The 26,138-nt window shown below is 61.8% G+C and carries 22 protein-coding genes and 2 pseudogenes; 10 read left to right on the top strand and 14 right to left on the bottom strand.

What is annotated here, in order from left to right; all coding sequences use genetic code 11:
• Positions 1–116 precede the first annotated feature (116 nt).
• Positions 117–776: pseudogene (locus ACIG5A_RS42870) on the bottom strand (DUF5131 family protein); the annotation flags it as partial.
• A gap of 1,044 nt (positions 777–1,820) precedes the next feature.
• On the opposite strand from ACIG5A_RS42870, the gene ACIG5A_RS42865 reads away from it, so the two are divergent.
• Entirely contained in the window at positions 1,821–2,114 is a 294-nt protein-coding gene (locus tag ACIG5A_RS42865) for a hypothetical protein (protein ID WP_397251239.1), read from the top strand.
• Positions 2,115–2,323: 209 nt separating this feature from the next.
• Positions 2,324–2,482, top strand: a pseudogene (locus ACIG5A_RS42860) (LysM peptidoglycan-binding domain-containing protein); the annotation flags it as partial.
• A 59-nt stretch (positions 2,483–2,541) separates the two neighbouring features.
• Here ACIG5A_RS42860 and ACIG5A_RS42855 read toward each other — a convergent pair.
• Positions 2,542–3,627: a DUF4365 domain-containing protein gene (locus ACIG5A_RS42855; protein ID WP_397251237.1), complete on the bottom strand. Its 1,086-nt coding sequence runs from the start codon at positions 3,625–3,627 to the stop codon at positions 2,542–2,544.
• A 154-nt stretch (positions 3,628–3,781) separates the two neighbouring features.
• Between ACIG5A_RS42855 and ACIG5A_RS42850 the strand changes: the two genes are divergently transcribed.
• The 3 genes from ACIG5A_RS42850 (at position 3,782) to ACIG5A_RS42840 (ending at position 5,421) form a co-directional block, all read left to right on the top strand.
• Positions 3,782–3,979, top strand: coding sequence for a hypothetical protein (locus ACIG5A_RS42850; protein ID WP_397251235.1), 198 nt, complete (start codon positions 3,782–3,784; stop codon positions 3,977–3,979).
• Positions 3,980–4,426: 447 nt separating this feature from the next.
• Complete coding sequence (locus tag ACIG5A_RS42845; protein ID WP_397251233.1) at positions 4,427–4,816, top strand: hypothetical protein; 390 nt, start codon at positions 4,427–4,429, stop codon at positions 4,814–4,816.
• Positions 4,813–5,421 (top strand): DUF3558 family protein, encoded by a 609-nt coding sequence (locus ACIG5A_RS42840; protein ID WP_397251231.1) that lies wholly within the window; start codon positions 4,813–4,815, stop codon positions 5,419–5,421. The genes ACIG5A_RS42845 and ACIG5A_RS42840 overlap by 4 nt, the downstream gene beginning before the upstream one ends.
• A gap of 47 nt (positions 5,422–5,468) precedes the next feature.
• On the opposite strand, the gene ACIG5A_RS42835 is transcribed toward ACIG5A_RS42840, so the two are convergent.
• Genes ACIG5A_RS42835 through ACIG5A_RS42825 form a run of 3 tightly spaced genes read right to left on the bottom strand, consistent with a single transcriptional unit; the run spans position 5,469 to position 8,799 of the window.
• On the bottom strand, positions 5,469–6,446 hold the full coding sequence (locus ACIG5A_RS42835; RefSeq protein ID WP_397251229.1) for a hypothetical protein: 978 nt from the start codon (positions 6,444–6,446) through the stop codon (positions 5,469–5,471).
• A complete protein-coding gene (locus tag ACIG5A_RS42830) occupies positions 6,443–8,365 on the bottom strand; it encodes an alpha/beta hydrolase (RefSeq protein ID WP_397251227.1) in 1,923 nt (640 codons plus the stop codon). The genes ACIG5A_RS42835 and ACIG5A_RS42830 overlap by 4 nt, the downstream gene beginning before the upstream one ends.
• Positions 8,366–8,382: 17 nt before the next feature.
• Positions 8,383–8,799, bottom strand: a complete 417-nt coding sequence (locus ACIG5A_RS42825) for a hypothetical protein (protein WP_397251225.1) — start codon at positions 8,797–8,799, stop codon at positions 8,383–8,385.
• A gap of 220 nt (positions 8,800–9,019) precedes the next feature.
• Here ACIG5A_RS42825 and ACIG5A_RS42820 point away from each other — a divergent pair, with 220 nt between their 5' ends.
• Both ACIG5A_RS42820 and ACIG5A_RS42815 read left to right on the top strand, forming a co-directional pair.
• Entirely contained in the window at positions 9,020–10,702 is a 1,683-nt protein-coding gene (locus tag ACIG5A_RS42820; protein ID WP_397251222.1) for a hypothetical protein, read from the top strand.
• The gene (locus ACIG5A_RS42815) at positions 10,699–11,460 is read left to right on the top strand and encodes an ESX secretion-associated protein EspG (protein WP_397251220.1); all 762 of its coding nucleotides are present in this window, start codon (positions 10,699–10,701) and stop codon (positions 11,458–11,460) included. Before ACIG5A_RS42820 ends, ACIG5A_RS42815 begins: the two co-directional genes overlap by 4 nt.
• A gap of 4 nt (positions 11,461–11,464) precedes the next feature.
• Here ACIG5A_RS42815 and ACIG5A_RS42810 read toward each other — a convergent pair whose 3' ends face one another.
• The 4 genes from ACIG5A_RS42810 to ACIG5A_RS42795 form a co-directional block, all read right to left on the bottom strand.
• Entirely contained in the window at positions 11,465–11,932 is a 468-nt protein-coding gene (locus ACIG5A_RS42810; protein WP_397251218.1) for a DUF4254 domain-containing protein, read from the bottom strand.
• A 128-nt stretch (positions 11,933–12,060) separates the two neighbouring features.
• On the bottom strand, positions 12,061–12,573 hold the full coding sequence (locus ACIG5A_RS42805; RefSeq protein ID WP_397251215.1) for a hypothetical protein: 513 nt from the start codon (positions 12,571–12,573) through the stop codon (positions 12,061–12,063).
• An 89-nt stretch (positions 12,574–12,662) separates the two neighbouring features.
• Positions 12,663–13,271: a hypothetical protein gene (locus ACIG5A_RS42800; protein WP_397251213.1), complete on the bottom strand. Its 609-nt coding sequence runs from the start codon at positions 13,269–13,271 to the stop codon at positions 12,663–12,665.
• A gap of 10 nt (positions 13,272–13,281) precedes the next feature.
• Positions 13,282–13,740 (bottom strand): DUF4254 domain-containing protein, encoded by a 459-nt coding sequence (locus ACIG5A_RS42795; protein ID WP_397251211.1) that lies wholly within the window; start codon positions 13,738–13,740, stop codon positions 13,282–13,284.
• A gap of 596 nt (positions 13,741–14,336) precedes the next feature.
• Between ACIG5A_RS42795 and ACIG5A_RS42790 the strand changes: the two genes are divergently transcribed.
• Both ACIG5A_RS42790 and ACIG5A_RS42785 read left to right on the top strand, forming a co-directional pair.
• Positions 14,337–15,206, top strand: coding sequence for a helix-turn-helix domain-containing protein (locus ACIG5A_RS42790; RefSeq protein ID WP_397251209.1), 870 nt, complete (start codon positions 14,337–14,339; stop codon positions 15,204–15,206).
• Positions 15,203–15,553: a DUF397 domain-containing protein gene (locus tag ACIG5A_RS42785; protein ID WP_397251206.1), complete on the top strand. Its 351-nt coding sequence runs from the start codon at positions 15,203–15,205 to the stop codon at positions 15,551–15,553. The genes ACIG5A_RS42790 and ACIG5A_RS42785 overlap by 4 nt, the downstream gene beginning before the upstream one ends.
• 745 nt (positions 15,554–16,298) lie before the next feature.
• Here ACIG5A_RS42785 and ACIG5A_RS42780 read toward each other — a convergent pair.
• The 3 genes from ACIG5A_RS42780 to ACIG5A_RS42770 form a co-directional block, all read right to left on the bottom strand.
• Positions 16,299–17,198 (bottom strand): LysR family transcriptional regulator, encoded by a 900-nt coding sequence (locus ACIG5A_RS42780; protein WP_397251204.1) that lies wholly within the window; start codon positions 17,196–17,198, stop codon positions 16,299–16,301.
• Between the two features lie 34 nt (positions 17,199–17,232).
• Entirely contained in the window at positions 17,233–18,096 is an 864-nt protein-coding gene (locus tag ACIG5A_RS42775) for an oxaloacetate decarboxylase (protein ID WP_397251202.1), read from the bottom strand.
• A 344-nt stretch (positions 18,097–18,440) separates the two neighbouring features.
• Positions 18,441–20,225 (bottom strand): AMP-binding protein, encoded by a 1,785-nt coding sequence (locus tag ACIG5A_RS42770; RefSeq protein WP_397251559.1) that lies wholly within the window; start codon positions 20,223–20,225, stop codon positions 18,441–18,443.
• 167 nt (positions 20,226–20,392) lie between these two features.
• Here ACIG5A_RS42770 and ACIG5A_RS42765 point away from each other — a divergent pair, with 167 nt between their 5' ends.
• Positions 20,393–22,009, top strand: a complete 1,617-nt coding sequence (locus ACIG5A_RS42765; RefSeq protein WP_397251199.1) for a gamma-glutamyltransferase family protein — start codon at positions 20,393–20,395, stop codon at positions 22,007–22,009.
• An 871-nt stretch (positions 22,010–22,880) separates the two neighbouring features.
• On the opposite strand, the gene ectB is transcribed toward ACIG5A_RS42765, so the two are convergent.
• On the bottom strand, positions 22,881–24,131 hold the full coding sequence (gene ectB / locus ACIG5A_RS42760) for a diaminobutyrate--2-oxoglutarate transaminase (protein ID WP_397251196.1): 1,251 nt from the start codon (positions 24,129–24,131) through the stop codon (positions 22,881–22,883).
• A 402-nt stretch (positions 24,132–24,533) separates the two neighbouring features.
• Positions 24,534–26,108 (bottom strand): tyrosine 2,3-aminomutase, encoded by a 1,575-nt coding sequence (gene cmdF, locus ACIG5A_RS42755; protein ID WP_397251193.1) that lies wholly within the window; start codon positions 26,106–26,108, stop codon positions 24,534–24,536.
• Positions 26,109–26,138 lie beyond the last annotated feature (30 nt).

Raw genomic sequence — 26,138 nt, 5'->3', positions numbered from 1 at the left:
ATCGATCGGGCCTCGACCGACGAATTATCTACGTCGACAAGTGATTCAGTGATAGTCCGATGGTTAGAGCGAGCGCTAGGCAGGATCTTGCCGCGAAAGTGAGTGGTGCAGAGAAGCTTGAAGAAGAACGGAACGCCCGCGGCCTCACACATGTCACGGATGTCACGGACCCACCCCGGGGCCATCGGGCGGTGCCCGGCCCCCGACTCGCCGCCGGCGATGACCCAGCCGATTCCATCGAGCTTCAGCCCGTCCAGAGGGCCCAGAAGCGGTTCGCAGGACAGGAATCGAACTGCTGCCGGGACCTGTCGGAGGTGGTCGACGCGGTCCAGGTAGTCGGCGTTCTCGACCGACACGCCCATCCAGACATTTTTTGGCCAATCTAGTTGGTCAGCAAGGCGTTTCAATCTCAGCGATCGCTTGGTCAGCACCTGGTAGGTGTGCTGCGGCGTCCGTGCCATCACGTCGAATACATCCCGGATGAAGCCGAGTGGGACCTTGGCATGGAAAAGGTCGGACATGCTGTTGACGAACACCACGCGCGGCTGTCGCCACCGCAGCGGAACATCCAGCACTGCCGGATGAAGCGTCACCCCGAAACCTGGACCGGAAGTCCGCGGGTCACCATCGTTCTGGTACTTCGCGGCGCCCATCAACTTCAACCGCTTCGCCAAGGTCATCGCGTAGCAGTGATCGCAGCCGTCCGATACGCGGTCGCAGCCGGTGACGGGGTTCCATGTCGCCTCGGTCCATTCGATACTTGACTTGTCAGCCATGGCTCTTCCCCTCTCCGTCGGGTCCTGACAGTACCTTCGTCACGGCGCGGCGGAGTGATGGATCGTGACCTTCGCGGTCGGCGGCATCTGGCCTTGTATGCGGACCAACTAAGCCCCAACATATCTTCTGCACGTCCGCGTGGTTCGAAATTGCGTTCGATTGTCGAGGGTAGTCCTCTGTACGGCAATCATGTAGGGCCACAGTGGGTTTCGGTTGTTCTTGACAGCGAATCGTTGCCTGCAGTAGCGACATCAAGAAGGCCAGGGATAGACTCCCCTTTAGCTCCTGCCCCAAGACCAGCTCACGCTGGGATTGTTCTTTGTCTGGCCATGCAGCGGTCAGCTCACCACGACGATCCGGTGGCGACACGAATCCGGTCATGATTTGCAATCTGCCCGATGGGCTTTGAGTCGCGGGGCGAAGGCGTATCCGCTTATGGATCCCGCGAAGGCTTGTGGCCGGTTGTACGCGTGCGCGTCGACAGCCGACTTCTTCCGCGATCAGCGCCGCTCTAGGGTTGCCAGAAATGTGATGGGTAACACAAGCCACACGGTTGGTCGACATAGTCGTATACCGCTCCACGACAGAACGGCGCCGTTTACGGGAGTCATCATGAGCACTCGACCAGTCGACACAGGCGCGTCCCCCTTCGCGTCAGCTGGGGTGGTGCTGGTCGCGGCTTTAGCAACCACAATCGTTAGCCCAGCGGTCGCTATGGACGCCCCCATCGCCTGCGAGGCGGTCAATTCGCCACTCCTTACTGCTCGTCAAACCTTGAAGACCGCCGAAGGCCTTGCACCGGCCATCAACGCAGGGCAACGGACCGTCGAGATCGCCAGGGCGACACTTGAGCTCGTCATCAAGCGGAAACGGAAACGTTTGGGCTTTAGACGGCGCGGCGAGGCTCGCTTGTTCGCGACCTCTGCCCCCGCCTACTCGTCCAGAGCATGCCGGTTTGACGGACAGATCCACCAAGGAGGACGCCAGTGGAGTTGCACATTGCATTGCTAGCGGGTGCGTCGGGCGGTGTCATCGTTGAGGCTGTGGCGTTCCTTGCGAACCTGAACCACTACCGGACTGCTCGCCGCCGAGTACGCGCTGCCGATCGGAAGAAGGTGCCGGATTGGAAGGGTTACTTCGACCCAGCCCCTGATCTGACAGCCGCGGTGACTCGCCTCGCGCTGGGCGCGATCGCGGGGACTCTCTTCCAGACACAAGTCACCACCGCCTTGGCGGCCGTTGCCGTCGGCGCGGCGGCACCCGCCCTACTTGGACAGCTGGGCGAAGTGCGATCGATCGGGAATCTGGCCGAACTGTCGGAGGTCCGCAGGAAATGAACCGAACCCCAAACCCTGGAACTCACCCCTCGAATCCTCCACGCTGGCGGGCCGACCCTCTCGGGACAGTTCGAGGCCGCGCGGGGTACACGTTCTTACAGCGCTACTGGGCCTCGCTCACGCGATACAGACTCCCTGGTCAGACAGCAGTTGAACACGAAGCCACATTCGGTCAGCCCTTCCAAATGAGTCCGGATTCGCCCCCTGCATCTCACACCTACACGGTCGAACCTGGCGACAATTTATGGGCGATCGCCGAGCGGTTTTATGGTGACGCCAATCGATACGACGAGATCGCGAACGCGAGCGGCATCGACAACCCCAGCACCATCGATGTCGGCCAGGTGCTGCGCATCCCGCCTACGTGATTCATCGACAGGAAGCGATCGAGGACGTCGAGGCGTCCAAACCGAATCGCCGGCTACCTTTAAACGGAGCGGGCGGATTCTTCGGCGGAGATTAGGTGGTCAAGTAACGCTGAATCACCGCGGTTGAACCATGTATGCAGAAGATCGTCAGTGTCCAAGTCGAGGTTCCGGAACCGGGTCGATGGCAGCGTTCCCTTCGTGGCAGCACAAGCCAACTCCAGGCCGCTCATATTGGGATAGCGGTGACGCATCTCGCAATACCACGCAACGACGTCGGCGTTCACTTCCGTAAATCGGTCTCGTAGATCGAGGCCATGGGCATGCTCAGGCCATCGGTCATACAGCCGAGCCAGCCCACTTAGACCTGTCCGCGAGTACCGATCGTCTCGCACTACTAAACGGACGATTTGATCAGAGGTCATCGTGTATCCGAAACGGTCGATCACAGCCCATAGGCGGGGCTCAAACTTGGCTGCCTCCCATGGCGCTGCACTCGGTCTAAGACCTGCCAGGGCATCGATGATCTTCTCAACCGTCCAGGTTCGCGCGGCCGGATCGACGAGATCGAGTAACGCAAGCGCTCCTTCGAGGAGAGAGGTGTTATGTGAGGCACTCGCCGCAGAGACGGTCTCCCTCAAGGCCAGTACCATCGAGACTGGGTCGCGCCCCATTGCAATCTCGGACCAGTCCCCGTCAAGGCCCGACTCCAAGGTCTGTTGCGAGGGAACGTGCACCGTTATCGTGTCGGATTGGACTGCAGCGAGGCGGTTTTCGTTGTCGAGCAGCCAGGACTGCAGCCATAGCCACGAGGCGGTCTTTTCAATAAGGTCAGCTGCAATCAGAATCACCGGCAATCGAAACTGGGCGATGTATTCGAGGTACTCGCGGCTTAGGGGAACAGCGATTCGCCCGAAGCTGACTCGCCAACTTCTGCTGCTCTTTACCTGTAACTTCAACAACTTCCCGGTTAGCCGCTGATGATCGTTATTGCCGGGCGCGAACTCCGCTTCCAGATCGACTCCGAAGTCTCGATCCTGGGTGCGGCAAAGCCACGAAGCATGGGTGTCCACCATGTCCCTGACGAAAGTCTCGCCAGCATCCCCGGTTCGTTGTTCTCTCTGGCGAGTCGGCACGTCTTCTCCCATGGATCGAAAGTTCGAGTGGGCGTTGGCTATTGCTACTACCCGGACCTCAAGCCGAACGGGGGTCTGTGGCGAGGCGAACAGTACAGCAGACCACCGACAAATCCTGGTCCACTAGCCGCAACATGTCGATTCAGACGCAAGCTCCATCCTGGTTATGTCGCGGCCGCGGCCCCCACGGCGGCATGCCGACTGGGACGACGTCCAGCGCCGCGCCGCTGGACGCGCCGAACAGCGCAGCAGGCGCACGGAACGACCGAATCTGCTCGAGCTGGAGGAGATTCTGCTGAGCGCAACCCGCAACATGGCCGTCCGATACCGCACGGATCGCGAAGCCCTATCACACGCCGATTAGATCGGCTGGCCACGATCCTAGGGTGCGGACTGGTGCTCCTGGGATCGCGCGACAGCCAGTAGCGATTCGATCGGTGGCGCGACGCTCGCGTCGTCGAAATTTCTTGACGTATTGCAATTCTCGCGATGCCACATAGCGATGAACCACGAGAGGAGGAGTCATACTGTCAGCAGGCACCGTGGCAGGCTCCCAGGTCAACGACCAGCGAAAACGGACCCAAACCCGGGACGGTTCATCCTGCTGTACGGCCACCTCGACGACCGATCTGAAGCAAATGACAGACCGATCGAGGCCACACTCACCTCATGGTTCCAACCATTGCCCCTTAGCAGCTGGCGCGTCGATTCCGGTCCGATACATCGGCGGAACAAGGCGACCAATGATCCCCGTGCCGCCAGGCTGATAGCCTTCCCTACGACGCCACGATCGGGGGTTGACGTGACCAAGGTGAGCATCGACTACGGCCAGGCAAAGATTTCAGCACTCAATGAGGCAGCGCGGGCAGGGGTCTTCCGCTTCGATCCCGCTGCCGTGCAGGAGATCGTCGGGTTGTATGAGCAGATGATCTCCCAGCTGCACAAGATCCGCGACAAACTGGGTACGGCGAAGGACGCCAAGGGCTTTGGTGGTTTCGAGTCGGCGAAGCAATTGCAGCGAGGGTTCTCCAACAAGGCCACCGAGGGTATTGCAGTGATGAACCAACTGATCGAAGGCGCGATGCGCCTTCAGGAGGCATACCTGCGAGCCGGAGATCGCACAGTTGAAGCCGATCGGATCAACGCGAGAGCAATCAGTTTCGCGGCGCAGAACTCCGGATTGGACGATACCCACACATGACTCCATCGCGAATAGCCGCTATGTCGTCTTTCTGCGTGGGCTCGCTCATTCTCGCAGGATGTGGTCAGGGCGGCGGTGCCGGCGAACCAGCCAAAACCGTCCCCTCAACCACACAGGCAAGCGTGGCTGTCTCGGTAAGTCCAGCGCCCACGCAACCTAGTAACGCACGAAAGCCGGTCAGATACGATCCTTGCTTCGAGATCGGTGATACGACCGTGGTGAAGGCGGGGTTCGATCCGAAGACCAGGGAACGGGTCGACCAAGTCCATGATGACTATGCGTTTTTGAGCTGCAGTTTCGACCGAAAGCAAGACGTGCGCGGTCGCTCCCTCAGAGTAGGGTCGTTGACCGTGTCGTCGACGAATATCACTCTCGACGAGTTCCGACAACGCGAAGGCGCCGCGGCCACAAATACGAAAGTCAATGGCCGCGACGCGATAACTTATCGACGATCGGCAGAGGAAGCCTGCTATGTCGTAATGAATGGCCCCGACGGAACCGTTGACGTCCGAGTTAGCAGTGCGGCTGCACTCTCTGAATGGAATGCATGCGACCATGCACAGGAAATAGCAGCCATCATCGAGTCAACCACGCCGACAAAATAGTAAATTAACGCTACCTCGAATCGCGATCAGCGGCCATCTGCCGCCGCTCAGATCGGGTCTAGTCCACAAATATGCCACGTTGCGTCAGTTCGACGATAGTCACTGTACTCAGCCCGGTATCGAGCGATATTGTCATTGCCGAGTCCTTCAGCAGGACGCTCGTAGCGGACAGCTACGTCGGCAGTTGCCTTCGAAGGAGTGAAACGATCCTCTTTGCCGTCCGAGTTCATCCATTTAATGTTTGAGATACCGACAATCCATCCATTGCCTCGTGCCGCAAAGTTCGCCTGCCGCTCATTTTCCAGGCTCTTGTCGACCTTGCTCTCATCGTAGGGAACAAGGACCCCATCTCGCCACTCCAGATGGCCCCAACGCATTTTCGAAATCTTCTCGTTGAACTGCCCGCAGGAGACCTTGAAGAGAGCATCCCAATTTCCGGAATTGTAGACAGAAATCGCGATTCTGGTGGTAGCCCTGATGTCAGCCGCGTCATCGAGAAGCCCGACTTCGGTTGTTTTGTCTACGGCGGCGCACGGTGATGACGCCGTGACATGCACCGACCCGGCGCCGTCGGCGTCGGTGCTGTAGCTGGCGCCGATTTCGAATCCGCGCTTGTCCTTGTAAGAGCGGCTGCGGTCGTTGGCCGCCGGATCGGAGGTGCGCTTCGTATACCCATTGCTGGCGAGTGCGTCGACCTTGTCGAGGGTGGCTCGGCCTTCCTCAGGGGTGACGGGCTTGACGGTTACACCTGCCGAGAGCCGCCATGGCGGGCCGACGCGCATGCCGGATTCGTTCTTTCGGCATTCCGTTCGCGCGATCGGGCTGGTAGAGGCTTCAGCGCGAATAGGCGACATCGCGACCATAGCGTCGAAGATGACGGATTCGGCCTCGTCGACGGTAAGCCCGGTCGAGTCGAGGATCTGCTGATTGGTCGGCCCCTCCGCTGGTACACCGCCGCAACCGCTCGACGCCAGCGCCGCATACAACGCGAGAGATAAGGCTCCGACCGTGCGCAGGGTTGTCATCGGGGGACCTTGATCGTGGGGCCCAGGTCTGGATTCTGGGTGACGTGCGGGTTGCCGTAGGGGTCGCGCCCCAGCTGGTCGCGTGCTGCGGCTCTGGCGGCGGCTGCGGCTTCGCTCTCGAGGTTTCCGTCGTCACCGAGTTGCACGCTGATGGCGTTGGCTTGGATTCCGCGTTCGACGTAGCCGGTCACCTCGGTGCCTGCGATCACACCGGAGATGTTACGGAACGCGGTGGAGTCCGGGTCGTCCCAGTAGGTGCCGTGGCCGTCTTTGCCGAACACCACTTCCCGCTCGCCGTTGTGGTTGTGGTCGCCGTAGTAGCCGGTGTCGAGGCGAGTGACGCCGGGGATCTTGTCGGGATCGGTACCCGCCGGCAGTCCACCGTGTGGATTGTGACTCGGGATCGGCGAAGCGTCAGGGAGTTCTACGTTCCCGGGCAGGTCGCGTGGGGCGCTCTGTGCGACGCCGATCAAGTCACCGGGCGCGGTCATGGAGTAGCGCTGCACGTTCGGATTCGGGTTGTGCCATTCAGAGTCGTAGATACCGGTTCCCGCCGAGGACGCGTGCAGCACGCGGTCGGCGCGTAGTCCCAGTTGCTCAGCGGTCCCGACGATCGAGCCACCGTAGGAGTGGCCGACGTAGGTGACCGGTGTGCCGGGTGCGTGCAAGCCGACCTCGCGGTCGATCTCCTTGCCGAAGTCCACTAGCCGGGGGGCCATGTCCGCGGCATATTTGGGGTCCATCGCGCCGTCCTTGCCGAGGCCGTGCGGGAACTCGCCGTCCATGTACAGGAAAACAGGACTCTTCGACTGTTGCGAGAGGTTCCATGCGGCGGTCTCGTTGTTCTGCGATCCCCACACGTCAGTCCCTGTTCCGGGCACGTACACGCCGACACCTTTGGCGTCAGGTTTCACATCACCGAACATCTCGATCATCCGCCCGTTGCCGGTGGGATCGAATGCGATGAACTTGCGATCTACCTCTACGTTATCGAACGGCCGGACACCATCAGCATTGACGACGTTGTAGTACGGCTTCTTATCCGAATCCGACAGCGCACCCGTCTTCGGATCCTTCTCCTTCCCAGTGGCCGGATCGATATTCGGCACGATCCTGGACTTAGACGGATCAGGAACCGGCTTCAGGAAACCTTCCAAGCGATCAATTTTGCGCTGGTCCTGCTCTTTCCCTGGCTTGGCTCTCTCCGCAGCGAGGGCGTTTTCGATGTTGAGCCGATTGGCGGCGATACGGACATCGAACGGCACGCCGTTCAAGTTGCCCATCTTCTCAGGATTCGCGACCACCATCGCCTGGATTTCGGTGGGGCTCATCTTCGCTAAAGTCTCGGCGATCACACTGGCCGGCAAAGTCGCCAGCCGATCGACCGCCTCGTCGGGAGTCATGCGGCCTTCGGGCCAGCGAGGGAACATGACCGTCGGCTGTCCGGTACGGATCGCGGCCAGGCTTGCCTGTACGTCTCGCAGACGCGGGCCGTACAGGTTGTCGATACGTTCGATCTCATCCAGCCCGCTGGAAATATTCAGCTGGTAGACGCCAGCGACTGCTTGTTTTTCTTGATCCTTGGTATCGGGATGAGTGACCGATCCTTGCGGGCCGACCTCGCACCCATCTCGGTGCGCGAAAGCCGCTTGTTCCACTACATACTTGACTGCGGTATCGAACTCCCGATAGGCGTCGGTGGCGTCGTCCGCGAGCTGCAACAGAAGGTTGCGGACCTCGTGGCCGTGGTCGATCTCCTCGTCGGTGCGCTGCACTGCGGCGTCTCGGGTCTGCCCACGCCAATCATGTGCCGCGCTCACCACACGCGAACAATCGCTCAACGAATTGAACAGACTGTTGGCTCGTTCGAGTGAGAGCTCGCCTACCGCTTTCAGCTTGGGCAAGTTCCAGGTCGCCAACTGTGGCAGTGTCGGCCTCATCCGCGAGGGCTCAGCTTTCCGATCTCACCGGCGATTTCGGCATCTTTCTCGATGACGTTGATCCGAAATCTATCGACCAGGTCTGCCATCGTCGAGAAGCGCGTCGCGATCGAGTTCATCGCTTGCTTGGCGGGGTCCGGGCAGTCACGCACCGCGGCGAAGACATCGCTGCCCTCACCAGCGGCTTCCGACAGAAATGACCACGCGTACTTGTCGATGTCGCTCCCGGCTTGATGCCATTGCCTGGTGATGGCTTCCAGCTGTTCGGGCTGAACTCCGAACGCGGGCCCCAGGTGCGGAGCAACTCCAGGCTGTGGTGCTGGGCCGGTAGTCGGCGGAACCGTCGGGGCCTGTGGTTGCGGCGCAGTGGTCGGTGGCTTGGCAATAGTGGGTGGTGTCGGGTCCGGACTCACGCTCTCCCCCTCGCAGCGGCAGACAACGACCAAATGAAGAGTCGACGAACGGTCGTTTCACTTACGCTACCCAGCGGCCTCGGACGAGGACAACCGAGCCGTCTCGGTGGGACGGTGAATAGGGGCTGTGGGCGGGCCGCTGGCCGACGTCCGGTGAATATCGGCTGTTAAGCTTTGGCTCAGCCGGATACGAGATGTGCAGCTCGAGGGGGGGCATGCGATGGGTGATACCGACAAACCGCCAGCACTCATTCCGTCCTGGCAGGACCTGCTCGACCCGCACAATCCGCAACCCGCGCAGCAGAAGGCCAGCGAAGCCCAGGGCCGCACGCAACGCGGGGACCAACGGCTCACCGATCTGGGTGCCGGAACAGATCCGGATTACGTCCAGACCGTCGAGCACTTCGAAGGCCTGACCCATGAGGCCATCTACGCCGCCGTGCACGGCGGAGGTGACGGCCGAGGCGGTATGGACGCTGCCGGCTTGAAGGGTCTGCGCCAAACCTGGTTCGACACCTATTCCGACCTGGTGAACCTGTCCACCTTCAACCTGATGGGGTTGAACCGGATCTTCAGCAGCGGGCGCTGGGAAGGCGCGGGCGGTGACGCGGCGCGCGCCGCGTCCGAGCAGTTCGACCACGTCGCGAACCAGATCGGGCAGGTCTTCAGCTCGGTGACCGATCGGCTCGATGCGCTGGCCTGGTCCGCCGAGGCACTCAAGACCGCCATTCAGCCACCACCGACCCCGGTTGCCTCGGTGAACCCGGACAACCCTGCCGAGTCCGTACTGCCCGGCCTGGCCAACCCGACGTTCGATGAGCAGGCCGACAACGCCCGTGAGCAAGCGCGTCAAGCCGCGGTCCGCGCGGTCAACAGCATCTACGTCCCGACCTTCCCACCCGCCGGGACCGGCGTTCCCGCGTACACGACCGTGCCCCAGATTCCCGGTGCGAACGCCGCACCCGACACGCTCACCGGCGGCAGGCCCGGCGACGTCTCCACAAGCGGTGCCGACAACTCAGACGGCCGTCAGCGCCCCGACAATGTCGGCGCACCGGCCAATCCTCAAGCCACACAACCGAAGACCGAACCCGCGGCCACCAACGCAGCGAGCACTACCCCCGCCAACGCCACCTCCGACAACCAATCGCCCGGTGCCAAGCCCGCCGCGGCGCCGCCTTCGACCACACCAGCAGGGGTGAACCCCTCGACGACAACCACGACCGGCACTCCACGCCCCAGCCCGAAAACACCGTCTCTCAACAACTCCGGGCGCCCCGAGGGATCCAGTCCCAAACCGGGCGGACCCGGAACCTCACGGCCAGGTGTCCCGACCACGAACACACCAGGCGCCGGTTCCCCGATCCTCGGAACGCGTAGTACACCGGGCGCCGGAACGGGGCCGATGGGTCCCATGGCGCCGGGCGCTGGCGCTCGCCGCAAGGACGACGAATCCGAGCATCGGGCACCGGACTATTTGCGGCAGGTCCACCCCGACTGGGCCGAGGGGCTGGACAAGACAGCCGCGGTCATCGGCGAGGACCCGCACGACACCGGAATCGGCAATTCCACCGAAACCGCAAGCACCCCATACCAATACGCGCCTACCGCCGCACCGCCACCCGCTCCGGCCGAGCCGCGGACACCGTACTACGTGGACGACAGCCCCTCCCCCGCCGAACCGGCATCGCCCGCAAGCACCCAGCCTGCAACGGCATCCGGGCCCGCTCCGGCGGACGCCGCCCCCGAACCCGAGCAGACGATACCGCCCGGCGAGAGCCCAATGACCGCCGAGCAGATGGCCGACCTCCTACGTCTGGCCGGAATCCACGAAGACCACCTCCCGCCAACAGGCCCGACGAACGACGGCCCGACCGAGGGGCAGGCAGAGACCAGCCGGTGAAGACCCAAACAGTCTGGGACTTCACCCCTGACGAATTCGCCTGGGTGTGGGCCGAAACCGGACTCGACGAATACCCCTACCCGATCAGCATCATCGAATCCGCCACCACCCAAGACGAATACACGCGCCTGACCGCCGAAATCAGCGCGCGCTATCCACGGCACGGAGATCCGGATCTGACCGGGCCGCTGCGAGTACTCGCTGCCCCCGACGTACGGATCGTGTGCACCGGCCGATCTCACAACTCGCACAAGCGCGTCAGGTCCCTCGCCACCGCGGTCGGCGACCTCGGGGTCATCCTCTTTCAAAAATCCGGTGCAACAACCGATTTCGGTGGCGACCTCAAACTCGTCGTGACACGACGGTCCGAGCTCGGCAAACACATCGCCGCCACCATGCCCGCCGTACCTGCCGGAGCAGCAGGCCAGATGATCGGATACACACCACGCGTCCGCGGCCAGGAACCGCCCCGCTCCTGGCTACGCACCGAGAACGGGGACCATCCGGTCGAGGAACGCATCCGCCTGCTATTACGGGCACCACGCACCCGCGAAGGCCACCTGCGCATCGAGCGACACCTACGCGCCGAACGCCCTCATCCGCCGATCTACCTGAGCTGGATCGACATCCACACCGACCGTCCGGCAGCAGGCCGCTACCTCATCGAAGTCAACGACAACGACACCACCGTCACACCAGCGTCTTCCGAGCTCATCGCCCGCGAACTACGCCGCCGAGCAGCGCTCGACAAACACTGAGCGGCTACACCGGAGCATCCGGCGCGCCAGGCGAATCCCCTTCCACCACAAAGAATGAGAAGTCCGGCAATCGACGGATACCCGAAGCGACCTCGAAAGCGAGGTCGCTGTAGGCGATAGCGAGCTCGGTGAGGCGATGCTGGGCGTAGACAGACCGCAGTGTCGGACCGTTCTGGTCCGTAGCATTGCGTGCGTCGACCGCGAACTGCGCAAGGCGGTCAATCACCATGCCGACCGTCTCGGTGTGCAGGTACGCGGCGTCATAGGCAGACGGCCTCTCGGTATTGACCCAACTGTCGATACGGCTGACCAGCCGAGCACGCTCATGGTCGATCTCGCGGCAATCCGCAGCCGGATCGAGGCGGGCCTCGTGCAGCCTCGCCAGGTCATAGGCGGCCAGCAGGACCGGGTGCCGGATTGCCACGGTCCCCGCGCACGCTTGCAAAACAATGTCCTTGGACGGCAGGGGCACCCTCACAATCGCCCCGCCGTCCGAGCGATGTGACCAGCGTGATCGTTCATTGAATTCCCTTCTCCTGTCTATCCGGATGTGACCGATACGGCCTGAGCGATCTCGACCACTGGCGAGCACGGAACCGCTCACCAGCCGCCGCTGCGATTCGGTAGTCGGTGAGTATCGGCGGTCGCGTGCACGGATCGAGGCGGAGTCATCGCCGGATGGTTCGCAGACATTGCCGCATCGCGCACCCGCAAACGAGCCATTCGGAAGTACCGATACGCCGGACCACGCAAAGCCCGGTCATTGGACTCGTGCACGTCCCACGCCTCGATAACCACGGTCGTACGACTCGTCCAACGCAGCCGCAGCGTCACCGCTGGCCGCCAATACATCGACTCGTCGACAATCGCGACACGTTCGACAACTTGGCCTACCAGCTGCGCCGCCAGGTCCTCGACCATCGTCCCCCAGTCGAATAGACCGAAGTTCGACGCGAACTCCCGCGCAAAACCGGCGGCTTCCGCAGTCGGGTTACACACTGCCAGCGGCAGTGCGATCTCGACGCCGTGCCCGTGCTGGCCAGATGCGTAGGTTGAAAATTCGCTCCGCCCATCAGCGCCTTGGCGACTGACACCCCCACTAAATATCAACATCGGCGACCTCCTCTGTGGTTCTGCCGCGCGTGAATTCCGTTAGGCCCGTGACGAACTCGATGAATCGGATAAGTCCTGGCGAATGCGCGCTACCAGGCGGATAGGTCGGTTGCGGCTAGCTCGCACCAGACCACGGTGCGGCCGCCGTTGTGGCACTGCCCGCACCGCGTCGCGAGCCGTTCGATCCTCGCGGTTGTCAACGGCCCGGCCTGGGCGAAGAGATGTGCGTTCTCGGGGGAATCGTGGACCTCGATGACAAGGTGGCCCCCTTCAAGCGCGCGGATTCGGATCGTCATCCGTGTCGGCACAGCGAGTTCATGCTGGTGCAGGACCGTCACGAACTGCATCGCAAGTTCCTCCACCACACATTCCGCGACTGGTGTCATGTGATCCCACCACCACCGGCGCAACGTGTTCCTGACGAACATTTGGGCCACCGGCACCGCAGTGAGTTGGGCCGATAGGTCGATTGATTCGGCTCCGATACCAGGTGCTGTGCCCGGGGGAGGAAGCGCCCGCGCGTTCTGGCGAGGTGTGGCCACTTGCGCTGCGACGCGGATCAACTGGCCAGCGAGTGCCGCGCGCTCCTGCTCGTCGACGACGTCCAATGCCGCATCAACCGCGGCGCGTTTCGTCGCTCCGATCCGCCGGATCTCCACGAGCAGATCGAACTCCCAGGAAGTGAAGTCATCGAACATTGCCGAACCCTCATTCCGTTGCATCGGCGTCTACTCCGCCCAAATCGGGCACTCGGCGAATGCCTGCGGACACTTCGAAAACCATGTCGCCGTAGGCAACTGCGAGCTCTGCCAGACGTTGCCAGGCGTGGTGCCGCTCAACCTCCGACGTCGATCTCATCAAGACCTCGTGTGCGGCTACGCAGAACCGAGCAAGTCGATCGATCACCGCCCCAACCGTTTCCGTGTGCAGAAGAGCTCCCTGGCGGGCGTGCGGCACCTCGACGGCCACCCAGCAATCGATGGAATGCGCCAAAATCGTTCGCCGATGGTCTATCTCGTCGGTCCCAGCGCCCTCGGCCGCCGCTCGAAGCCGGGCCTTGTGTAAGCCCGCGAGCTCCATCGCCGCGTACAGGACAGGATCGGGCTTGCGAATCAGGTGGCCGACGAACGCTTCCAAGATCTCATCTCGCGAAGGAAGCGACGTCATAGTGCTCACCCCCGGCCATCGCAGTGCGCGCATCGACTATCTCCGCGACCGAGTCCGAACGCACGCGTAGGACCGCGGACGCGTCGCCGCCCAGATGGGCACGAATCCGTTCAGCCATCCCTGCGCCGCCTCCCGAGGGCGATTCCATGGCGACGACGGGACGGACGCGAGACCTCATCCCATGGCGGCAGCCTGAGAGCCAATCCGATTGCTTCGACCGAAGTGAGTCCCAGCTGCCCGGCCAGGTCATCCACCAGCGGAGCTGCTTCCGCGACCTGCATCGCGGCCGCGGCTTGCCTGGAAGTAAGCGTCCGCCCCGGTAGGAACGACACGACCCAGGTTCCATCGCCGACCGACCTCGCTTGGTGCGCAGTGCCGTCGCTGACTATCCATGTGCGGTTTATCTGCATCGACATGTGTTCCTCGATCCCGCCGGCCTCGGGGACCGACTGGAGAGCCTCCACCTGTGACTGGCGCCACAAGTTGACTGGTATCGTATACCAGAAATCACGACCGGAACCATATATCAGACCGGTATATCGCGATCGCTGTTAACCTGATTCCTCGCCAACGCCCCGCGTGAAGGAGGTTCGACAGTGGTGCCGACGTCGCCGACGGTCGCGCGGTGGGAACTGGCGATCCGATTGCGGCAGCGACTCGAGTTGCTGGACATCAAGGTTCCAGCGCTCTGCAAGGCGATGGGTTTCACGCCCGCGTATTGGTCGCACATCATGACTGGGCGGAAGGTCTTCACTGAGGAGACGATGACCAAGCTCCTCGACCACCTCGAGTTTCCGTCGGACGAGAGGGACGAGTTCCTCGAGCTTCGGGCGGCAGCAAAGGAACCCGGGCGATGGGCTCGTTACTCGACGCTGTTCGGCGAGGAACTCATGCGGCTGTACGGACTGGAGCAGGGCGCACACACGCTCCGGCTCCATGAAGCGGTTTTGGTACCAGCGATGCTGCAGTCGCCCGAGTACATGCGTGCGCTGATGACGTCGCCATATGGCGTGCGCTCCGTAGTCGAAGCTGATCAGTACATCGAGGCACGAATGTTGCGCCAGGAGAGACTGATTGGCGCGCAGCCGCTCTACCTCACGGCCATGTTGACCGCGCCTGTCCTCTTGCAGAGTCCCTGGGGTGAGGAGATCCAACTCGCCCAACTGCGCCACATCAAGCAGTTGATGGAGGATCACCCCGACACGATCGACGTTCGCGTGATTCCTCTCGACACCCCGGAGTGCCTCGCGATGAGCGGCAACGTCTACCTGATCGACTTCGAAAGCCCGCGGCTGCCAACGCTGGCCTGGTACGAGAACGCGCTCTTCGGACAGGTGGTCGAGGACCCGGTGCAGGTGCGGAACCTCAGCTTCGTCTACAACAACGTCTTCGCGGCAGTACCGAGCCGCGACGAGTCTTACGCATTCATTGACAAGACCGCACGAGAGCTAGCATCGAGGATATGAGCAAGACCGGCACCTGGTTCAAGTCAAGCTTCTCGAAGGAAGCCGCCAACTGCGTAGAGGTTCGGTTCGCTGGTGACCACGTGTTCATCCGCGACAGCAAGTACCAGCGCGACCCTGCCAACGATCCGGCTGTCCAACCGAGTATCACTGTCCGCGTAGGAGATTGGAGCGCGTTCTTGCGCTGCGCGAGTATGGCCGCGAATGAGCAACCACCAACTCTCCCTACCATCTCGCGCGATGCGTTCGGCGTCACGGTCAGCTCGACCCGAACGAGCTTGCGCTTCACCGTCAACGAATGGGAATCGTTCCTGGACGGCATCCAGGCAGGCGAGTTCGCGGCGGCCTGACTAATCCGACGGCGACCCCGTTGGGTCTCAAACTCGTCTGTAGCTTCTCAGAAGCGTGGCCAGTTCTCAAACAGCTGGCCATGCTTGGCCATTCGGCCACCGTTCTGAGATTCGGCTTCCGATCCTTGCCGTATGGCGAATCAGCGTCAGCGTCTAGATTGCTGGGTAGAAGAATCCGGCGGCGGCGCGATCGCGTGTCAGCGTTCACGGAAATCCCCAGGAACTGTCACGGTTCTGAGACCGGCGGGCCTGGCGGGGGTGGGACAGTTAGAATGTCCCAGGTCACGACATCGCGAGATGCCACGGATTTAGCCCCCGCACAAGCAGATCGGCACGCTGAGCCAGAGCGGGTGATCGAGGTCGCACACTGCGGCATCTCGTGAGATGGCTTGCTGCTCAACCGGTTCGGTACCCCAACCCGGTTGCCGAGTTGCATTTCAGGCGGCATCGGCCACAAGCTGGCGACTGCTTGGGGGCTGCCGTCGTCATTCGCGAAACACGAGCTCACTCTCCAATGCCGGTACCGCGGCGATTCGTGAACCGCTGTCCGGATTGGTGAGCAGAGCCACCCTGGACGCCGTTTCGCGCCGCGAAAGTCGCTGACACACTCCATGATCTCGTCAGTGAGATCCGAATCATCCAAGCCCGCGCCGGAAAAATCTCACCGCACCGTAACGCACCCGTTCTGGCCGTACCACATCCTTCAGTCTCGATCCGGTCGCCGACGGGCGGCGCAGTTTTCGCTCTACCTGTCGCCTGGCTTGTCCATGACCAGGGTCAAGGTGGTGTCGATGAACGCCTGCGCAGCACTGGTGAGTGGCTGGCTGCGATGCACCAGCCACTGAGGTATCGACTCTGCTGGGCTCAGCTGGTAGACCTCCGCACCCGCCCGGCGCGCCAGAGACTCCCAGCCATCGGGCATGAGGCTGACGCCGATGCCTTGCAGCACCATCGGCAGCACCATGCCGCGTTCGCCGACTTCGGCAACGATGTGGAGTTCGCCGACTGCGGCGGCAAGCCGGTCCAAGCGCGCCCGCACCGCCGTAGCAGGTTGCGGGGCAACGAAATTCAAGCCCTGCAGCTCCTCCCTGGTGACCGTTCCGTCGCTGCCCAACTTGGTGCCGGGTGGCGCGACCAGCAGAAATTCTTCGTCCCGCAGGTGATACGCCACTAGCGCTTGGCCTGCGGGCTGCTCTGCGTTGCCGCACACCCCCACCTCACAGCGGCCGCCCAGCACCATCGCGATCACCTCTGCAGCCGACCGCGCCGACCAGGTGCTCACTGTGACGCTCGAATGGTCTTTCCGCATTGCAGCAATAGTGCTGATAATCGGTTCCAGCGCCGAGGACGAGGTGGCCGCGACATCCACCCGACCAACCACGCCCGCACCTGCGGCCTGCGCAGCGGCGCGCAGTGCGTCCAGATCGCGCAGCACGTGGCGTGCCCGGTCAGCCATAAGTTCCCCGGCAGTACTCAACACCACATTGCGCCCTACGCGGTGAAATAGTGAAACTCCCAGCTGGCGCTCCAATTTGCTGATCGCCCGTGATAATGAGGGCTGCGCCACATGAAGCGCCTTGGCCGCACGGGTGAATCCGCCGTGCTCCACGATCGCGACCAAATATTCCAGTTGTCTACGTTCCATTATTTTGAGGCCAGAGCAGCCTGCGCGCCTCGATTCACGCGTCGCTCCATAGATGCAATACCTCTTTCTTGTCATGGTGTCGACTGATGTTCTTCTCTAGTAATGCGAGAGATTCTCGAACGCCGACGCTTGATTCAGACAGTCGGCCGTCCAACTCCACCAGTTCAGCCACTGCGGCATACATTGCGTCCTGAGCTGCGGCCAGACATGCCGTGCTGTAGATCGCGGCATTTACGTCGAGAGCCTGTAACTCCGACAGTGATAAGCGTGGCGATTTCCCGCCTGCGATCTGGTTGAACAGTAGCGGCTTGTCTCCTATGATGCCGCGAATCTGTTTGATCGATTCTATGGTGCGCACTCCGTCGACGAGGATCACATCGGCTTCGGTCTGGGCGAGTGCTTTCGCACGACGCAGTATCTCCTCCTCTTCTACAGCGTCTGTTCGGGCAACCACCAACAAATTACGTCGAGTACGCAACACTAGGTCGAGCTTTTCCAGGTACTCTTCCAATGGCAGAACCTGTTTGCCGTCCACATGCCCGCAGCGTCGTGGCCGCTTCTGGTCTTCTAAAATCACTCCGGAAGCGCCGATCCATTCGAGATGTTCTACAACGTGGCAGGCAACTTCCGGATCGACGTACCCGTCGTCAATGTCGACCAGCAAATGTTTGGTCGGAAATGCCAGTCTGAGGCGTTGAACAAAATTGACCATGTCCGGCCATGCTATGAACCCAATGTCTGGAAGCCCATAATAGGAAGCGGCGAATCCGAAACCTGAGACGAAAAACCCATCGTAATATGAAGCCGCGACAGAGGCTGAAAGCATATCGAAAACCCCTACTAGCGGGGTAATCTTCTGATCCAGCACCGCGTTGTTTAGTTTACTGCCGTAAGACATATATTGCTCCAAACGCAGAATTTCAACTACTTGAAAGTATCTTCAATCAACGACATCAGGGCACGGTTGGCATGCCGATCCGGTAAATAGCCCGGCCGTGCGATAGGTGGTGACCGTGTCAGTGAAATCGGAGCCGCCCGAGCGGCATGTTGTCGGGAGGTGTCGGATTACGAGGTGAAGCCTTCCGACGGCACTGTGCGCACGTTAGCGCTGCCGAGGTTGCCGTCGGAGTAACGCCAGCTGTATCCATATGCCTACGCGCAATGACTAAGGAGAAGTGGCTGGCCTCTCGAACATTCGATCGGTGGACGGCACCGCTCCCGATGCGCGTAGCGGCCGACGTGTCACCGGTCGTGATCACCCTTCGCCGATCCTGGACCGAGGCGGGCTATCAATGCTGCCTGTTCGGCAACCGTGCTGGCTTGGAGCAGTTGCGCGGCAGGTAGTGCGATGCCCAGCGCGTCCTGCAGCCGAGTGAGTATGTGTTCAGCGAGCATCGAGTCGCCCCCGAGATCGCGGAACTGGTCGTTCCGATCGACCGCTGCTACCGCCAGCACCTCGGCCCAGACATCGGCGACGACCCGCTCCACCGCCATCGCCGCAGGTTGCGGATCAGTGTCGTCGACCGGGGGGGTGTTGAGCTCTTGAGCCAGTCGCCGCGCCAGGGCGATGCGCTGCACTTTGCCGGTGGGGCCGGTAGGCAATGCGGCAACAACCGCGATGCGCTCCGGCACCGAGGCCGCGGGCAATCGATTGGCGGCGAACTCACGGAGTCGAGCCACGTTGATCGTGGCTCCGGCTACCAACACGACCGCTGCCGCAACGGTCTCACCGAGACGATCGTCGGGGATCGCGAAGGCAACAGCTTCAGCGACGGCGGGGTGCGCTAGCAGGACTTCGTCCACTTCGCGGGGTGCGATGGTCTCGCCGCCCCGGTTTATCATCTCCTTGGACCGGCCGACCAAGAACAGATACCCGTCGACGTCAAGATAACCGCGGTCGCCCGTGTCAAACCAGTCATCTGGCCATGCGGATGCGTGCTCGCCGCCTACATAGCCGTCGAAGACCGAGGGGCCACGCACCACCACGTCGCCGACCTGACCTGCGGTTGCGCGCCGACCAGGCTCGGTCATGACGGCCACCTCGCACCCTGTCGGAATCCCGACCGACGCCGGCTTACGCGAAGCGGGAGGTAGCGGATTGCTGGTGATCTGGTGCGCGGCCTCGGTCATTCCATAAGCCTCGATCACCGGCACCCCGAACGCCGCCTCAAGCCGTGCTGTCAACGCGGGGGGCAAAGGCGCCGATGCCGACCGCACGAAGCGCAGGGTGTGCGTCGGCAACATGCCGTCGCCGAGTGCACTCAGCACTGCGTGATGCATGGTCGGGGTGGCAGTGTACCAGGTGGGACGTAGCTGTTCCATCCACTGCGGGAATAGCCCGGCGTGCAGCCCGGGGGTGCATATCACCGTGCCAGCGACGGCCAGCTGCGCGAGCAGGCCAGCAACGAATCCGTGCACATGGAACAGCGGCATGACATTGAGGCTGCAATCGGAATGGTCGAGCCGGAGCGACGCGGCCACGGTGCGAGCAGAGGTCGTCAGGTGTGCGGCCCGCAGGGGAACAGTCTTGGCCGCTCCCGTGGTTCCCGATGTGCGCAGCACGAGCGCCACGTCCTCCGGTCTGCTGCCGGTCTGCGGGGCCGATGGCAGTGGCCGGGACGGGTCGGCGAGACCTACACCGTCGATCACCCGTACGGACCTGCCGCCAATTGTCGCCGCATCCGCCGCAGAACTGTCCGGTGTAGTGAGAACGGCGGTCACGCCCAACGCCTCGAAAGCGCTGTGTAGCGCGTCGACAGGGGAGTGTGGATACAACGGAGCAGCCACTGCGTAGCTACAGGTTCCGAGCAACGCGACCGCGAGATCCGTGCCGCCGGGCAGCACGATAGCTACCCGGTCGCTAGGTCTGATGCCGACGCTAGCGAGCAACCCGCCCACCCCGTCGACCCGTTCGAGCAAAGAGCGATAGCTCAGTGAAGCGCCGTCTGGTGTTAGCAGTGCCGGAGCGTCTGGAGTTTCGTTACTGGCGTTCGCGAGGAGCTCGCGAACAGTCAGCACTCTGTCCATCACGACGGGCGCCGATCTGTGTGTCCGCGCAGAAGAATCCATCTACCTACCCCCATTTGTGCCACTTGGGTCGACTGAACCATGTTGTCGCTGTGTGTGATTGGCGAACTCGTCGAACGTTAGCGAAGGGTTCCGTGTCGGGGATAGTGCACTTATCGTTCGGATCCATGCAGAGCCTTGGAGCGTTGGAAATACGATGCGACACGTCGAACGATAGAACTTGGAATAACCCCTTCCCGACGTCTCGATCGCCGGTTGCTGCCCGCAATGTAGCCGCCGCGTCGCACCCCCTGGCCACCCAGGCTGCACTCGAAATGCTGCGTTGTGGTGGGAACGCGATCGATGCCGCAGTGGCGGCGGCGATCACCCTATGTGTCGTGGAGCCGCTGAGCACCGGGGTCGGCGGCGACGCGGTCGCCATGCTGTGGGATGGCACGCGGCTGGTCGGTCTCAACGCGAGTGGGCGGGCACCAGCAGGATTGGATCCGACGCCGTTCTATCAATCCGGTCGCATGCCGATCTTTGGCTGGGACACGGTGACGGTGCCCGGTGCGGTGTCGGGCTGGGTGGCGCTCTCGGAACGTTTCGGTGTGCTGCCGTTCAGCAAGCTATTCGAACCGGCCGTGCGGTACGCCACTGACGGGTTCGTCGTGCTGCCGGTCACAGCGCGTGCCTGGGACACCGCTCGCGGATGGTTCCGCAGCTTCCCCGATTTCGGCGACGCGTTCGTGTACGAAGGCAGGACGCCGCGGGCCGGAGATCTCGTGCGGTTACCCAATCTTGCCCGGACTCTGTCGGAGATTGCCGACAGCAAGGGAGAGTCGCTCTACCGCGGCGCCCTGGCAAGGCGCATCGCCAGACACGCCAGGTCCGGTGGTTGCGCGCTGTCCGAGGCAGACCTTGCTACCCATACCGCTGACTGGGTTGAACCTGTCAGCGTCGGCTACCGCGGTTTCGTTGTGCATGAGCTTCCTCCGAACTGCCAGGGGCTCGCGGCATTGCAAGCACTGGGTGTTCTGGACCAGTTGCCGGCAGCCGGGCCGGACGCCGACCCCGCCACGGCACTGCATCTGCGGATCGAGGCGACCCGGGTGGCGATGAGAGAGGCCCGTCGGCACATCGCCGATCCGGCGGCGATGGTCGTCGGCGCCGACCAAATGTTGGCCCCTGACCACCTGGCCGAGCTAGCTGCCCAGGTCGATCCAGATCGGGCTCGCGATCACGGTTACCGCGATCCGCATGACACCGGGACGGTCTGCGTGACCACGGCCGATGCTAATGGCTTGGTCGTGACGCTCGTGCAGTCGCTCTATGCCGGGTCGGGCATTGTCGTGCCGGACACCGGGATTTTGATGCACAACAGGGGAACGGCATTCTCCTGCGATCCGGACCATCCCAACCAGGTCGGCCCCGGCAAACGTCCATTCAGTAGCCTCGCCCCGGCGTTCGTCACCCTGGACGGGCGGCCAGCGTTCGCGTTCGGCCTGATGGGTGGTGCGGTGCAACCGCAAGGTCATGTCCAGGTTCTCGGCCACCTCATCGACAGCGGGCATAATCCGCAGGCCGCCATCGATGCGCCGCGCTGGCGCATCGAAACCGGTTTAGGGCTCGCGGTGGAGCCGGGGTTTGACGACGCGGCGCTGGCCGACCTCACCGCCCGCGGTCACGTACTAGTCGACCCGGCTGCCGGTGGGTTCGGAGCTGCGCAGTTGGTCGCTATCGACAGCGTCGGCTACCTCGCGGCCGCCGACGCCCGTCGAGACAGTCAGGCAGCCGGATTCTGATGGTCAATTCGCGAACACGCAAGAGCTATGACTCGGTCACAGGACAGAGTGGCATGGACCGCTTGCCGAGCTTCTTCACTCGCCGACCGCGATCTTGAGTTACCGCTGTTGACCGCCGATCCGATCCTTGTTGGACATTTTCGCTATTGGCGAACTGAACAGCACACTCACAGCTGTCTCGGCGAGAAACACTTCGCGGTCGCGCCTGGCCCACCGTTGTCGGACAACTTCGTATTCAGCAACTACTGCAGTCACGGGAGCTGACGACACAAGTCCGTTCGACTGCGGCACTGCCGCAGTCGAACGCCCAGTTAGACGACATCGTTAGAAATAAGCATTAGCGTCCCCCGAACTCGCGGAGCGATTCAATTCGGCCAGTTGTTCATTATTCCGTCTGAAAATCACAGAGGCTTTGAACGTACATGACCGCCTCTACATCTATATGGATTGAACCGACGGCGACACCCGGAAACGCTCACATCAAATTTTCGGTGTCGCCGATCGGTCTATCATGCAAGCGGAAAACGCATGTGTTATATAGCCGATGGGAGACTGCTCAACTTCTCACGCATAATGCAAGATCCGCTCCGAAAAACCAACTCTGCCGACATTTGTCAGCAAGCCCGCCAGGATTCGCCAGCTAAGCCACCTTGCCGCCGCATCGTGTCCTGACGGTCACCAGTTCAGTGAGGAACCGGGCTTTAGTAGCCTTTTGGCCAGCGCCAGCTCGCGTGTGTTCTTGACACGCAGCCGAACCCAATCCATCGGGGCCTTGTGATCGGTCGAGTCTGGACACGCCTCGATACCCGCAGCTGGCAGGAGCCCGCAGCGGGATCCAGCGACAGCCTCGCTGATGGCTCTGGGTGCGCGGTCAGCCACCCACCGCTGACGCCACCGAGTCCCGCAAAATGCCGAGCCCCTCGGCCAGTTCTTCGTCCGTGGTCGTCAGGGGCGGCAGGAGCTTCACCACCTCGTCGCAGGAGCCCGACGTCTCCACCAGGAGCCCGCGGGCGAACGCCGCGTCAGCGACCCGCCTAGCCATGCGAGGCTCCCGGAAGGCTAGACCCCATACCAGGCCACGACCGCGCAACGCAGCTACGTACACCGCGTGCCGATCGGCGAGCTCACCCAAGCTCTCCTCGAACAGGAGACCCCGTGTTTCGGTCTGCTTCTCCAGGGCGTTGTCCGCCCAGAACTCCCGCAGTGCAGCGGCCGCCGTCACGAATGCCGGATTGTTACCGCGGAAGGTGCCGTTGTGCTCACCCGGTTGCCACACGTCCAATCCAGTGCGGAAGAGCGTGAGGGACATCGGCAGGCCGTATCCGCTGATGGACTTGGACAAGCAGACGATATCCGGAATGATCCCGGCGACCTCGAAGCTGAAGAAGGGGCCCGTACGGCCGCAGCCCATTTGAATGTCGTCGATGATCAACAGGATTTCTCGGCGGCTGCACAACTCCGCCAGGTCTGCGAGCCAGGTCGAGCTGGCCGGGTTGACGCCCCCCTCCCCCTGTACTGTCTCCACGATCACGGCCGCGGGGAGATCCATGCCACTACTGGTGTCGGCAAGCATGCTGTCCAGCAGCGTCAGCCCGGACACTTGGCCTCCGGAGAATCCATCGTAGGGGAGGCTCCAGGTGTGCCCAAGCGGAACACCAGCACCCGCACGCTTCGCGGCGTTTCCCGTGACGGCCAGTGAACCCAGCGACATGCCATGGAAGGCCCCGGTGAAGGCGACGATTGTCTGGCGCCCGGTCACCTTGCGAGCCAGCTTGAGCGCGGCCTCCACGCTGTTGGTCCCGGTGGGACCGGGGAACTGCACCTTATAGTCCAGTTGGCGAGGCTCCAGGACCCGCGCCGCGAACTCGTTGAGAAAGTCTTCCTTGGCGGCGGTGAACATGTCCAAGCTGTGGGTAACCCCGTCCTGCTCAAGGTAGGCGAGCAGTGCCCGTTTGAGTAGAGGGTGGTTGTGACCGTAGTTCAGGGCGCTGGCACCGGCGAAGAAGTCCAGATAGGCGCGGCCGTCGCGATCGAACATGTGGCTACCACGCCCCTGATTGAACACCACGGGCCAGTTCCTGCAGTAACTGCGGACTTCAGATTCAATAGTGGGGACGGTCATGATGCCTCCTCGGAAATGGAGCTGGAAAGTGATATTCCCCCTGAGTATGCAGACAGGGGTTCAGCGGATTCAGATGACACGGTAGATGGCTACTCATCATTGCTTAGACTGAGCATCCAGACACCGGCATGCAGCGAAGCAACGTTGTCGAAATCAATCTAATTGTCAACTGCGGCAATAATTTTCAATTATGACAGCGGATGCATGCCGAAAGTAATATTTGTGTTTGAATGTTGAAACAAAGCGATTCAATGCCAGGCATTGTTACAGCAGATTCCTGTTGCATCCATCGACCACAGCAAACCGTGACGCACCTAGGCTTAGACTGTGCCACACTCACGGTAATCGATGCGTCCGTGTCATCGTTCATGGGTTGATTGATCGCTCTCAGACTCAGAGCCGTCATGGGCTTAGCGTGGGCAGCAACGAGTCCGCCCCGTCGTCGAGCACCGCTTTCCGTACGGTAACCAGGAAATCGCTGGCGACGGCTTCGTCGTCACGATAGGGGGAAACTTTCTCGGAGAGCAGGTCGAACAGTCCGCGTACACCAGGGCTGAATCGACTGAACCCCGTCATTGCTGCGGCTTGATAGCAAGCGGCGACCAGCACAGAAACAATGGTTTGCACGTTGTCAGCGAGCTGCAGCGACTTCCGCGCTGCTATCAAACCCATGCTTACTACGTCCTGGTTCTGTCCATTGGACGGAATAGTCTTGACCGATACAGGCGCAGCAAGGTCTAGATTCTCGGCGGCAATGCTGGTCGCCAAATATTGAGAACCTTGCAGCCCGGAGAACAACCCTTTGTCACCAAGTGCCAGGAAAGCCGGATATTCGATGTTGAGATGCGGATCAAGTAGCCGGTTCAGCTGACGTTCGGCGAGTACGCCAATCTCGGTGAGCGCGATGTTGAGGAAGTCGCTGGACATTGCCACATACTGACCGTGGAAGTTGCCGCCGTGAAAGATGTTCTCAGGTGTATCGAATATCAACGGGTTGTCATTGCAGGAGTTCAACTCCTCCTCCACGATGCGCCGGCAATAGCCCAGCGCATCCAGCACCGGTCCGAGTATCTGAGGTACGCAGCGCAGCGTGTATGCGTTTTGGAGATAACGGGGGGTCTCAACTATTTCAGTGTCGGTGCCGACGATCTTTGTGATCTCGCGCATGACATCGCGATGTTCCAGGGTGAGTTCGCTGCCGGACAACAGCTTCCTGATCACCGCGGCAATCGCCGTTTGTCCCTTATGGTTCTTGAGCGAGTGCCCACGATCGTCGAAGGCGCCCGTCGAGCCTCGCATCAGTTGGATGAACGCAGCAGACGCCCATAAAGCGAGACGGAGCAACCGCTCGGCGCGCATCACCGCCAGCGATGCCGTCCCTGTCATAGCTGAGGTTCCGTTGATCAGGGCGAGGCCCGCCTTGTATCCCAGCCGGACCGGCTTCAGCCCCTGTACGGCAAGCACTTCCGCCGCGGACAGGATCTCACCCCGATAGCGAACCCGTCCGGCACCTATCAAGGGTAGAGCTAGGTGCGATAGTGGTGCGAGATCGCCGCTGGCACCGAGCGAGCCCTGTTGGGGAACCACAGGATGGATCCTACGATTAAGGAACTCCCCCATAAGCTGCAGGATGTCAACGCCTACCCCGGAGTATCCTTTAATTAGGCAGTTCAGCCTAGCCACAAGAATCGCACGGACCACGTCGTCCGGGAATAAAGTCCCACCCCCCGCGGCATGACTGCGCAGAAGGTTCTCCTGTAACCGGGTCTCGTACCTGGGCGGAATACTCATCCGCACCATCTCGCCGAATGCTGTGGTCGCGCCGTAGATCGGATGTTGGTCGGCGGCCCACCGCTGAATTCGATCGCATGTCTCCGCTACTATTTTGAGCTGAACATCATCCATCTGAACCTGCTCGCCCTGCACCGCGACGCTGTACAGGTCAGCGATCGTAAGATCGTCACCTCGAATACGCACTCACCCCTCCTAATACAAAAATCCGCTCAT

It is taken from the genome of Nocardia sp. NPDC052566 (assembly GCF_044547285.1).
Lineage (GTDB): Bacteria > Actinomycetota > Actinomycetes > Mycobacteriales > Mycobacteriaceae > Nocardia.
Note: the sequence above shows the minus strand (reverse complement) of the source record. Positions and strands in the feature narration are given on the sequence as shown.

What these genes read in the sequence shown, in the direction of transcription:
- ACIG5A_RS42855 (WP_397251237.1), bottom strand. Translation starts at nt 3,627, where the DNA reads ATGGGAGAAGACGTGCCGACTCGCCAGAGAGAACAACGAACCGGGGAT.
- ACIG5A_RS42775 (WP_397251202.1), bottom strand. Translation starts at nt 18,096, where the DNA reads ATGTCTTACGGCAGTAAACTAAACAACGCGGTGCTGGATCAGAAGATT.
- ACIG5A_RS42835 (WP_397251229.1), bottom strand. Translation starts at nt 6,446, where the DNA reads ATGACAACCCTGCGCACGGTCGGAGCCTTATCTCTCGCGTTGTATGCG.
- ACIG5A_RS42795 (WP_397251211.1), bottom strand. Translation starts at nt 13,740, where the DNA reads ATGACGTCGCTTCCTTCGCGAGATGAGATCTTGGAAGCGTTCGTCGGC.
- ectB (WP_397251196.1), bottom strand. Translation starts at nt 24,131, where the DNA reads ATGACCGTCCCCACTATTGAATCTGAAGTCCGCAGTTACTGCAGGAAC.
- ACIG5A_RS42770 (WP_397251559.1), bottom strand. Translation starts at nt 20,225, where the DNA reads ATGGACAGAGTGCTGACTGTTCGCGAGCTCCTCGCGAACGCCAGTAAC.
- ACIG5A_RS42765 (WP_397251199.1), top strand. Translation starts at nt 20,393, where the DNA reads ATGCAGAGCCTTGGAGCGTTGGAAATACGATGCGACACGTCGAACGAT.
- ACIG5A_RS42805 (WP_397251215.1), bottom strand. Translation starts at nt 12,573, where the DNA reads ATGTTGATATTTAGTGGGGGTGTCAGTCGCCAAGGCGCTGATGGGCGG.
- ACIG5A_RS42785 (WP_397251206.1), top strand. Translation starts at nt 15,203, where the DNA reads ATGAGCAAGACCGGCACCTGGTTCAAGTCAAGCTTCTCGAAGGAAGCC.
- ACIG5A_RS42840 (WP_397251231.1), top strand. Translation starts at nt 4,813, where the DNA reads ATGACTCCATCGCGAATAGCCGCTATGTCGTCTTTCTGCGTGGGCTCG.
- ACIG5A_RS42780 (WP_397251204.1), bottom strand. Translation starts at nt 17,198, where the DNA reads ATGGAACGTAGACAACTGGAATATTTGGTCGCGATCGTGGAGCACGGC.
- ACIG5A_RS42850 (WP_397251235.1), top strand. Translation starts at nt 3,782, where the DNA reads ATGTCGCGGCCGCGGCCCCCACGGCGGCATGCCGACTGGGACGACGTC.
- ACIG5A_RS42800 (WP_397251213.1), bottom strand. Translation starts at nt 13,271, where the DNA reads ATGTTCGATGACTTCACTTCCTGGGAGTTCGATCTGCTCGTGGAGATC.
- ACIG5A_RS42820 (WP_397251222.1), top strand. Translation starts at nt 9,020, where the DNA reads ATGGGTGATACCGACAAACCGCCAGCACTCATTCCGTCCTGGCAGGAC.